General features: G+C 61.2%; 10 protein-coding genes. 2 read left to right on the forward strand and 8 right to left on the reverse strand.

Annotated features, from left to right (window positions below):
• Window positions 1-346 precede the first annotated feature (346 nt).
• From WB528_RS26860 to WB528_RS26880, 5 genes are all read right to left on the reverse strand, one after another.
• Window positions 347-1,066 carry a haloacid dehalogenase type II gene (locus tag WB528_RS26860; protein ID WP_423892374.1) on the reverse strand — a complete coding sequence of 240 codons (720 nt, stop codon included), beginning with the start codon at window positions 1,064-1,066 and terminating at the stop codon, window positions 347-349.
• Between the two features lie 153 nt (window positions 1,067-1,219).
• Window positions 1,220-2,218, reverse strand: a complete 999-nt coding sequence (gene glpX, locus WB528_RS26865; RefSeq protein ID WP_423892375.1) for a class II fructose-bisphosphatase — start codon at window positions 2,216-2,218, stop codon at window positions 1,220-1,222.
• Between the two features lie 157 nt (window positions 2,219-2,375).
• Entirely contained in the window at window positions 2,376-3,695 is a 1,320-nt protein-coding gene (locus WB528_RS26870; protein ID WP_423892376.1) for a homoserine dehydrogenase, read from the reverse strand.
• A 71-nt stretch (window positions 3,696-3,766) separates the two neighbouring features.
• Window positions 3,767-4,987 carry an LL-diaminopimelate aminotransferase gene (locus tag WB528_RS26875; protein ID WP_423892377.1) on the reverse strand — a complete coding sequence of 407 codons (1,221 nt, stop codon included), beginning with the start codon at window positions 4,985-4,987 and terminating at the stop codon, window positions 3,767-3,769.
• Between the two features lie 205 nt (window positions 4,988-5,192).
• The gene (locus WB528_RS26880; protein WP_423892378.1) at window positions 5,193-5,570 is read right to left on the reverse strand and encodes a hypothetical protein; all 378 of its coding nucleotides are present in this window, start codon (window positions 5,568-5,570) and stop codon (window positions 5,193-5,195) included.
• A 265-nt stretch (window positions 5,571-5,835) separates the two neighbouring features.
• Between WB528_RS26880 and WB528_RS26885 the strand changes: the two genes are divergently transcribed.
• Together WB528_RS26885 and WB528_RS26890 are read left to right on the forward strand one after the other, a co-directional pair.
• On the forward strand, window positions 5,836-7,641 hold the full coding sequence (locus WB528_RS26885; RefSeq protein WP_423892379.1) for a PHA/PHB synthase family protein: 1,806 nt from the start codon (window positions 5,836-5,838) through the stop codon (window positions 7,639-7,641).
• A 151-nt stretch (window positions 7,642-7,792) separates the two neighbouring features.
• Window positions 7,793-8,191, forward strand: a complete 399-nt coding sequence (locus tag WB528_RS26890) for an MAPEG family protein (RefSeq protein WP_423892383.1) — start codon at window positions 7,793-7,795, stop codon at window positions 8,189-8,191.
• A gap of 55 nt (window positions 8,192-8,246) precedes the next feature.
• Here the strand turns inward: WB528_RS26890 and WB528_RS26895 are convergent, their stop codons facing one another.
• Genes WB528_RS26895 through WB528_RS26905 form a run of 3 tightly spaced genes read right to left on the reverse strand, consistent with a single transcriptional unit; the run spans window position 8,247 to window position 10,491 of the window.
• Entirely contained in the window at window positions 8,247-8,834 is a 588-nt protein-coding gene (locus WB528_RS26895) for a class I SAM-dependent methyltransferase (protein WP_423892380.1), read from the reverse strand.
• Between the two features lie 11 nt (window positions 8,835-8,845).
• On the reverse strand, window positions 8,846-9,826 hold the full coding sequence (argC, locus tag WB528_RS26900; RefSeq protein ID WP_423892381.1) for an N-acetyl-gamma-glutamyl-phosphate reductase: 981 nt from the start codon (window positions 9,824-9,826) through the stop codon (window positions 8,846-8,848).
• Window positions 9,823-10,491, reverse strand: a complete 669-nt coding sequence (locus tag WB528_RS26905) for an FMN-binding negative transcriptional regulator (protein ID WP_423892382.1) — start codon at window positions 10,489-10,491, stop codon at window positions 9,823-9,825. The genes argC and WB528_RS26905 overlap by 4 nt, the downstream gene beginning before the upstream one ends.
• Between the last annotated feature and the right edge of the window lie 175 nt (window positions 10,492-10,666).

Below are 10,666 nucleotides of genomic sequence, written 5' to 3' on the forward strand. Positions count from 1 at the left end.
CAATCACTCGACAACTGATTTGGGAATCCCCAAAGTACCCGCGGCGCTGCAAAATAGAACGGCGTTCCGCGTTTGATTCTGATCCGTTCTCGTGCAACGGCCGCCTAACTGAACACAGGCCCTAGCAAACGGCGAAGCGAAATATTTTTTCCGGTGTGGCTGGACAACGCAGCAAATCACTCCTCGGGGGCTACGGTTGCTACCGGTAGCCCGCATGAGCAAAGCGACATGCGGGAGCAGTAAAAAAACCGGATACCGCTGACGCTCATCTGGGCTACGTTTCAGGTTTCATTGGATGTATCATACGGTTTGGAATGGATGAGCCAAGATGGTTCGGTATCGACGCTCAACACCCCATCCGCGTTGCCAGTTCGCCAAAATCCTTGGCAACGATGTCCCACTCGCCGCTCGCCTTGAAGTCGTGTTTCTGCAGCGGTCCGTATTCGGTGGGCCGTGCGACGAAGGCGGTCTTCAGTCCCAATTTCTGCGCGGCTGCCAGATCGTGGTTATGTGCTGCCACCATCATCACCTGCTCCGGCGGCAAGCACAGAAGGCGCGCGGCGCCGAGATAGGTCTCGGGATCGGGCTTGTAGTGCTGGAATAATTCGGCCGACATGATCAGGTCCCAGGGTAGGCCGGCGAACTTCGCCATTTCGGTCAACAGCGCGACGTTGCCGTTCGAGAGCGGACTGATGATGTATTTCGTCTTCAGGCGGGTCAGCCCGCCCACGCTGTCGGCCCAGGGATGCAACCGGTGCCAGCCCATCGTTAGATGATGGAGATCGGCGTCGGTCAGACCGGAAATCGAGAGTTGTTCGACGAGTTTTTCCAGCGAGCGTCGATGCAATGTATCCAGAATGACGTAACCCCGCTCCGGGTGCTTTCGTACCTCGTCCATCGAGGCGACATAGACGCCGCGCCAGCCGTCGATGAGCGCGGTCCAGTCTGCCTTGACGCCGCGCTTCTCGCTCCATGCCGTGAAGTCCGCAATCAGGCTGGTGCGCCAATCGACCACCGTGCCGAAGACATCGAAGACGAGAGCTTTGACTCGAGAGATGTCGGACATGTTCGCGTCCCTTAGTCGTCATTCCGGGCGTGCGCATCGTCAGATGCGAACTATGGTGCGCAATTGCGCACCTGAGAATCCATTTCTCCGGGCGTGATTGCGGCGCGATGGATTCCGGGTTCGTGCTTCGCACGCCCCGGAATGACGAAGTGTTTAATCCAGATGAAACTTGTCGAGCTGACGATGCTCGGCCTTGATATAGCGCACGGTGCCGGTCACCGAACGCATCACGACGGTTTCGGTCTGGATGACGTCCTTGCGAAACTTGACGCCCGACAGCATCGAGCCGTCGGTGACGCCAGTAGCCGCGAACAGGCAGTCGCCCCTCGCCATGTCTTCAATCCCGTAGATCATCTTCGGATCGGACACGCCCATCTTGCGCGCGCGCTCGCGCTTTTCCTCGCTGTCGAGGATCAACCGGCACTGCATCTGACCACCGATGCAGCGCAACGCCACCGCAGCCAGCACGCCCTCGGGGGCGCCACCGGTGCCTATATACATGTCGACGCCGGTATTTTCGGAATCGGCGCAGTGGATCACGCCCGCGACGTCGCCGTCCGTGATCAGGCGGACGGCCGCGCCGGTCGAGCGCACGCTGTTGATGATGTCGGCATGGCGCGGACGGTCGAGCACGAGTACCGTAATCGCCGAGGCGTCGACGCCCTTGGCCTTGGCGAGCCGGCGGACGTTCTCGGCCGGCGGAGCATCCAACTCAACCACGCCTTTGGAGTAGCCGGGGCCGATCGCAAGTTTCTGCATGTAGACATCGGGCGCATGAAGCAACGTGCCGCCGTCGGCCATCGCCATGGTCGCGATCGCGCCCGGCATGTTCTTGGCGCACAGTGTGGTCCCTTCGAGCGGATCGACGGCAATATCGACCCTTGGTCCGGCGTTCAGACCAACCTTCTCGCCGATGAACAACATCGGCGCTTCGTCGCGCTCGCCCTCGCCGATAACGATCGTGCCTTCGATCGGCAGCTTGTTGAGCTCGCGGCGCATCGCATCGACCGCCGCCTGATCGGCCGCCTTTTCGTTGCCGTGGCCGCGCAGGCGCGCCGCCGAGACCGCCGCCCGCTCCGTCACCCGCACGAGCTCAAGCGTCAGGATCCGCTCAAGCAACAATTGGGGCGGCACGGAAATATGGGTCGACATCGGCGAACTCCTCCTCAAACTAACTAGCGAGCCTTACGCTCTTATTCATCGCCGGTTCCGGCAGAACCAACTTTATATTGGAGCATGATCTCCGCGCAAACGCTTCGCGTTTGTCGCGAGGGAAAATCGGTTCCCATTTTTCCGGATCATGCTCTTCTCAATTCTTCTCGATCCGGATCACCTGCGGGCGCCCGCTGATCACCTTGTCGCGCTGCACCGCATCCAGTGCCCGATGCACAGCGTCCTCGCTGGTGGCATAGGTGATCAGGATCACCGGCACCGGTGCAGCTTTCCCCTTCATCCGCACGGCGTCAACGCCGTCGGCGTGACGCTGGACGATCGATTCAATGGAAATTTTTTCGTCGGCCAGGCGCGTGGCGATCGTGGCGGCGGTGCCGGCCAGATCGCGCGCCATCAGGCGGATATAGTAGCCACCCTCGTGGCGCTCCATCGGCGCTTTCGCGATCGAACGCAACCGCTCCACGGGACGCCCGAACGGCAAGGCGCGAATGCCGCGCGCCACATCGGCAATGTCGGCGACAACGGCGGACGCGGTCGCCGCGCCGCCGGCGCCCGGCCCTACCAGCGTGATCGGCGGAATGCCCTCGCCGTCGATGGTCACCGCGTTGGTGACACCCATGACCTGCGCGATCGAGGATGTCTTCGGCACCATGGTCGGGTGCACGCGCTGCTCGATGCCCTTGGCGGTGCGCACCGCAACCCCAAGCAATTTGACGCGGTAGCCGAGTTCGGCGGCGGCGCGCAAATCTTCCGGGGCGATCGACGAGATGCCTTCGACATAGACCGCGCTTTGCGACACCTTGGTCCCGAAAGCGAGGCTCGCCAGAATCGCAAGCTTCTGCGCGGTATCGTGACCATCGACATCGAACGAAGGATTGGCCTCGGCATAACCGAGGCGCTGGGCGTCCTTCAGACATTCGGCAAACGACAAGCCCTCCTGCTCCATGCGGGTCAGGATGTAGTTGCAGGTGCCGTTGAGAATTCCGTAGACGCGATTGACCACGGTGCCGGCCAGTCCCTCGCGCAGCGTCTTGACGACGGGGATCGCGGCTCCGACCGCCGCCTCGAAATTCAAGGCGCCGCCATGCTGCTCGGCGGCCTTCGCAAGCTTGAGCCCGTGCTTGGCGATCAGCGCCTTGTTGGCGGTGACGACCGACTTACCGGCCTTGAGCGCAGCCTCGATCGCCGACAACGCGGGCTCGCCCGCGCCGCCCATCAGCTCCACGAAACAATCGATGCCGGGGTCGGTTGCGAGCGCCAACGGGCTTTTGGCCCAATCGACCCCTTGCAGGTCGAGCCCGCGCTTCTTGGCTTTCGAACGCGCCGTGACCGCGACCACGCGCACCGAGCGGCCGCAGCGCGACGACAGCGTTCGGCTCTGTTGCTCGATCAGACGGACCACCTCGGCGCCGACGGTGCCGAGCCCCGCAATACCCACTTTCAGGGGTGCGACCATGACTTAGAAAAACCTGCCGGAGGGTTTGCCCGCGCGAAGCGCGGGCGGCAATGAATGTTAGAATCGGACGACTAACGCCGGTTGGCGAGAGGAACCACGTTGTGCAATGTTTCGATGCCGCTTTCAAGGAAGCGGCGCACCCCGCGTGCGGCCTGGCGGATCCGTTGCTCGTTTTCCACCATGGCGATGCGCACGTAACCTTCGCCATGCTCACCGAACGCGACCCCGGGCGACACGACGACGCCCGATTTCTCGACCATCAGGGTGGCGAACTGCATGCTGCCAAGGCCACGGAAGGCCTCCGGCAACGGCGCCCAGGCGAACATCGAGGCTTCCGGTGGCGGAATGTCCCAGCCCGCGCGGCCGAAGGACTCCACCAGCGCATCACGCCGTTTGCGATAGGTATCTCGCATCTCGCGAATGCAATCGTCCGGGCCATTGAGCGCGGCGGTGGCCGCAACCTGGATCGGTGTGAAAGCACCATAGTCGAGATAGGATTTCACCCGCGCCAAGGCTGCGATGATCCGCTCGTTGCCAACGGCAAATCCCATTCGCCAGCCCGCCATCGAAAAGGTTTTCGACATCGAGGTGAATTCCACGGTCACATCGATCGCGCCGGGCACCTGCAGCACCGAGGGCGGCGGTGACTTGTCGTCGAAATAGACCTCGGCATAAGCGAGATCGGAGAGAATGAAGATTTCATGCTTTTTGGCGAACGCCACGAGATCCCGGTAAAAATCGAGGCTCGCGACATAGGCAGTCGGATTGGACGGATAACAGACGACAATGGCGAGCGGCTTTGGAATCGAATGGACGATCGCCCGCTCGACCGCCTCGAAAAATTGCGGGGTCGGCTCGGAGGGAACGGAGCGGATCACGCCGCCCGCCATCAAAAAGCCGAAGGCGTGAATCGGGTAGCTCGGATTGGGGCAGAGCACTACATCGCCAGGCGCGGTAATGGCTTGTGCGACGTTGGCAAACCCTTCCTTTGAGCCCAGCGTGGCGACAACCTGCGTCTCCGGATTGAGTTTGACGCCGAAGCGCCGATCATAATAGGCAGCCTGTGCGCGCCGCAGCCCGGCAATTCCACGGGACGCCGAGTAGCGATCGGTTCGCGGCTTTCCCAGCGTTTCCTTCAGCTTCTCCAGGACGTGGGCTGGCGTCGAAAGGTCTGGATTGCCCATTCCGAGATCGATGATATCGGCACCGGCATTGCGCGCGGCCGCCTTGGCGCGGTTGACTTGTTCGAACACGTAAGGCGGCAGGCGGCGGATGCGGTAAAACTCTTCCATTGGACCTTTAACTCCAGCAATCCCCTGCAAGGGACAGATTCGCCCGGACATCCTGCGAAAGATGCCGTTTGGCGACGCCAGTAACTCACATTAAATCAATTGCTTAGTGAGGTTACAGGCGAAAGCGACTTAAGCTTCGTCCCGACTTGCGGGTGGGTAAGCGAGACAATTCTAGCACGGAGCGCGGTACGCGCCAGCAGCTACATTATTTCGCAGCTTGAGCCTGGTTCTGGGTTTGGCTCTGGTCTTTGCCCTGACCGTTACCTTGATCTTTCCCTTGATCTTTCCCTTGGGCCTGCTCTTTCGCCGCCGAGGCCTGGTGCTCCCGCGCGGCGATCAGTTCCTTCTGAACTTTGGCCCGCTCCGCCGGATCCATGACGGCCTCCTCGCGGGCAGGCGGCAATTCATTCACCGGCAAATAGGCACCGGCTTCGTTAGTGCGCGCATCGGACGCGTTGCCACCGATTGGAATTTCGGCGATCGAGGTCGAGCAGCCGCCGAGAGCGAGTGTCATAAATAGCAAAGCGGCTCCGGCCAGCGCGCCTTTTTGGTGTCTCCCCGACATATCCAATCCCAGACCCATTCAACCGGGCAAGCGCCGACACAATTTGACCAACGAACCCGCCGCGACAGAATACGAATGTCAGAACCGGGACACTAGCGCCCCAATCCATTGTTACCTGAAATCATTAAACCCCTCACTAGAAACCGGGGGTCTGGGGCTTCAATAAGACCGAGCCATCAAAAATATCGCAGTGCAATAGCAACTTTTTGCGAGCAGATTGCCTATTTTGTTAGCGCCGATCCCGTCGGTGACGAAGTTGAAATGAAGCTGTAGTCTTTGCCCCATGACGAACGTCACCACAGAAGCCCAGACGGAAAACAAGTTCAACGCCGAAGCTTTCGCGATGAACATCGCCAAGGCGATGGAAAGCAGCGGTCGGGCGCTCGCGGCCTATCTCAAGCCGGCAGCGGGCGGCGAAGTACCGGACAAGCCGCCGAACGAACTCACCGAACTGGTCAAGACGTTCAGCGCGGTCGCGGAATACTGGCTGTCCGATCCCGATCGGGCCAATGAAATTCAAATTAAGATCGGCAAAGCCTATCTCGACCTCTGGGGCAACGCGGCACGGCGTCTCTCCGGCGAGGAGGCAGCCCCCGTCATCGCACCCGCGCCGCGCGACAAGCGGTTTGCAGACCCGGAATGGAAATCGAACCAATTCTTCGATTTCATCCTGCAGCTTTATTTGCTCACGACGCGATGGGCCAACGATCTGGTTCGCGACGCCGAGGGGCTTGATCCACACACCCGCAAGAAGGCGGCGTTCTACGTCCAGCAGATCACCAATGCGATCGCCCCCTCGAATTTCGTTCTCACCAATCCGGAGGTGTTACGCGAAACGCTGACCTCCAACGGCGACAACCTCGTGCGCGGCATGAAGATGCTGGCCGAGGATATCGAGGCCGGACGCGGCACTCTGCGTATCCGCCAGTCCGACCCGTCCAACATGGAAGTCGGCGTCAACATGGCGACGACACCGGGCAAGGTGATCTTCCAGAACGACCTGATGCAGTTGATCCAGTATGCGCCCACGACCGAAAACGTGCTGCGCACGCCGCTTCTGATCGTGCCGCCCTGGATCAACAAGTTCTATATTCTCGATCTCAAGCCAGACAAATCATTCATCAAGTGGTGCGTCGATCAGGGCATCACGGTGTTCGTGATTTCCTGGGTGAACCCGGACAAGAGTCTCGGGGGCAAGACCTGGGAAGACTACATGAAGGAAGGCCCGCTCGCCGCGATGGACGCGATCGAGCGCGTCACCGGCGAAATGAAAGTCCACACCATGGGCTATTGCGTCGGCGGCACGCTGCTCGCGACGACGCTGGCGTGGCTCGCCGAAAAACGCCGCGTCCGCGTCACCTCGGCGACGTTCCTGGCCGCACAGGTCGATTTCACCCACGCCGGCGACTTGATGGTGTTTGTCGATGAAGACCAGATATCGGCGATCGAACACGACATGCGCGCCGCGGGCGTGCTCGAGGGCGCCAAGATGGCCATGGCGTTCAACATGTTGCGATCGAACGATCTGATCTGGTCCTATGTCGTGAGCAATTACCTCAAGGGAAAACAGCCGTCATCGTTCGACCTGTTGCATTGGAATTCGGATGCGACGCGGATGCCGGCGGCAAACCATTCCTACTACTTGCGAAACTGCTACCTGGAGAACCGGCTGTCGACAGGAACCATGGTGCTCGACAACACCCTGCTCGATCTGTCGAAGGTCAAGGTGCCCGTCTACAACCTCGCGACCCGCGAGGACCACATCGCGCCGGCGGATTCAGTGCTTTATGGCTCGCAATTTTTCGGCGGTCCGGTGAAATTTGTTCTGTCAGGATCGGGACACATCGCAGGCGTCGTCAATCCGCCCATTTCCGGAAAATATCAGTACTGGACCAACGACAACATCCGGGACGTCACGCTCGCCGATTGGCTTAAGGCAGCTGAAGAGCACAAGGGCTCATGGTGGCCTGACTGGCGGCAATGGTTAGAGGCGATCGATCCCGAGCAAGTGGCGGCGCGCGAAGCCGGCGCCGGGGCGCTGCCGCCGATCGAAGATGCACCGGGCAGCTACGTTCGGGTCCGCGCGTAGCATAACCGTCACGGCTGGTGCCGCGGATTTGCATTCGTAAACGAGGCCGCCGCGATATGAAACGAATGTCAGAACCGGGACACTCGTGTATAACTGGCCGTCCCATCGGGATCGATTTTTGTAGCAGGGGGAAACGATGACGCCTGGATTGATGACGCCTGAACTGTTCTGGCTGACCTTAACGGTGATTCTAACGGGCTTGTTGTGGGTCCCCTACATCCTCAATCGCGTTGCGGTGCGCGGCCTGATCGGTTCGATGGCCAATCCGTCACGCAATGACAAGCCGCATGCGGCATGGGCGACACGCCTGATGTTCGCGCACGACAATGCCGTGGAAAATCTCGTCGTGTTTGCGCCGCTGGTTCTGATCCTGGCGCAACTCGACTATTCGTCGAAAGCGACGGTCTATGCCTGCGCGGTGTATTTCTGGGCACGCGTGGCGCATGTCATCGTCTATACGCTGGGGCTGCCTGTATTCCGCACGCTGGCCTTCACCGTCGGCTTCATCGCGCAAGTGGTGCTGGCGCTGGCGATCTTCAAACTCGCCTGAGCGGTTTTCGGCGGCGTCCTGAAGACGTCGCCGCCGTCATCTTCATCGGTTCGTCTCAGACCTTGCGCATGACGAGATGCAGCATCGTGGCTGGCGCCGCGTCAAAGCTTTTGATCTCGCTGGTATCGGAGCTGAGCCTGTGCCAGGGTCCGGCCGCGTCATAGGCCGCACGAAGCCAGTCCGCCGAAACATAGTTGTAGTAGCGGCCGAGCGAGTCCCGCCCATCGCCCTCACCAGACTTGAAGCTCGCATAGAACACGCCGCCGATCTTCAGCGCGCGATGGATGCGCGCCAGGATTCCGGCGAGTTCCGCTCTCGGCACGTGCAGAAGGCAGGCGCTGGCCCAAACGCCGTCATAGGCCTCGCGCGCGTCGAGTTGGTCGAACAGCATCACCTCGACGGGATAGTTCAACTTGCGCGACGCCACTTCGACCATCTCGGGCGAGCCGTCGGTAGCGCGCAGCCCAAAGCCTCGCGCCAGCATTTCGGCGGCATGATTGCCCGCGCCGCAGCCTAGTTCGAGGATCGAGCCGCCCGCCGGCAACAATCCGAGAAAGCCGATCAGGCGCGTCGAGGGCGCCTTCGCCCATGCCGCGTAGGATTCCGCATTGCTGCGATAAAATTGCAGCGTGGTTTCGTCCACGGCGGCTTCCTTCACAACTCAGGAAGGCCCAGCATCAACCGCATGTTTTGCACGGCCGCTCCTGACGCACCTTTGCCGAGGTTGTCGAGGCGCGCAACCAGAACGGCCTGACGATATTTGTCGCTGGCAAAGACATAGAGCTCAAGCTTGTTGGTTTCGTTGAGCGCCTCGGGCTCGATCCGCCCGCTTTTCGCCGCCGCATTCTCGAGCGGCATCACCGAGACATAGCGAGAGGCCGCATAGCGCTCGACGAGCGCTGTGTGCAGATCGGCCGCACCGGGTTTTCCCTTGAGCGTGTCGAGTTGCAGCGGCACCGATACCAGCATGCCCTGCCGGAAATTGCCGACCGAGGGCACGAAGATCGGCCGGTGGGTGAGCTTCGAATAAAGCTGCATCTCCGGCAGATGCTTGTGCTCGAAGCCGAGGGCGTAAAGCTCGAAAGAAGGCGCATGGCCGCTTTCAAAGCTTTCGATCATCGACTTGCCGCCGCCGGAATACCCGCTCACCGCGTTGACCGTGACCGGATAGTCGGCCGGCAGGATTCCAGCGTCGACGATCGGCCGCAGCAACGCGATGGCACCGGTCGGATAGCAGCCCGGATTGGCAACTTTGCGCGACTTCCTGATCTTGCCGGGTTGGTCGGGCGCAAGTTCGGGAAAACCATAAACCCAGTCGGGCGCAACCCGGAACGCGGTCGAGGCGTCCAGGATCTTCGGCGCCCCTGCGCGCATGCTGTCGACCAGCGCAACGGTCTCTCGCGCGGCGGCATCAGGCAAACAGAGGACGACAAGGTCGACCTCCTCCATCAAAGCGCGCTTGGCGCCTGCGTCCTTGCGTTTGTCTTCCGCGATGGTTTTCACGACGACGTCGTTCTGGAGCCGAAGCCGCTCGTTGATGCCAAGGCCGGTCGTTCCGGATGCGCCATCGACGAATACGGCGGGCTTGACGGCCTTGCGGGTGGTCGAGAGCGGGTTTGTCTCGGCAAGTGTCATGGCGCGCTCCTTTCCAGCGAGCTTTCGGCGTCCGCAAAGGCTTCGGGGCGCGCTTGATGCATCAGACCTGCGATTTGTTGCGAACTTGTGTCGGGCAGCGCGGCCAGGGCGCCCGCGACCGCCGCATAATCCGCCTCGGACTTGTGCTGATTGAGTTTAAAGCTGCCCTCGACATCCACGACGGTCATGACGAGGCCGACGATGGCCTTCTTCATGGCCTCGAGCCGGCCGGCCGTCATCTTGGCCGACGTCCACGGCTTCTTCGGCGCCAACCAGTTTTCGAATTTGGCACTGAGCGTGTCGATCTGCACGGTGAGTTCTTCGTCCGATAATCTTCGCACCGGCCCCGTCAGATGCACGGCCTGATAGAGCCAGGTCGGCACCTGGTCCGGCGAGATGTACCAGTCCGCCGATACATAGGCGTCCGGGCCGTTCACCGCCAGCAGCCAGGAGGTCTTGCCGTCGGCCAGCTGGATGAGCGGATTGCCACGCGCGGTGTGAAAGACCGCTCTCGGCGTGCCGTCGTCCGCATAGCTGAGGTAAAACGGCAGCTGGGACGCGACCGGCTTGCCGCCGTCGAAGGCGCACATCGTCCCGAAACCACGCGCCTCGGCAAACGCAAGGCTTGCCGCGCGTTCGGTCTTGAACATGGGGGGCGTATACATCTTCAACTCCTGCTTCGACGTAGGAGCCGCCAGACCGAACCGCGTATTTCCGGGAAAGCAAAGCCGCGGGATGGATCCGGCGGCAGGGGCGAAATCTCAAACCGAAACGATCGCCCATACCGCGGTGGCGCGGCGGCGGCGAGCAATAAACATGGTCGCAAGGTCGGTCATGCGC

Origin of the sequence: Bradyrhizobium sp. (assembly GCF_049586575.1) — a bacterium.
Classification (GTDB): domain Bacteria; phylum Pseudomonadota; class Alphaproteobacteria; order Rhizobiales; family Xanthobacteraceae; genus Bradyrhizobium.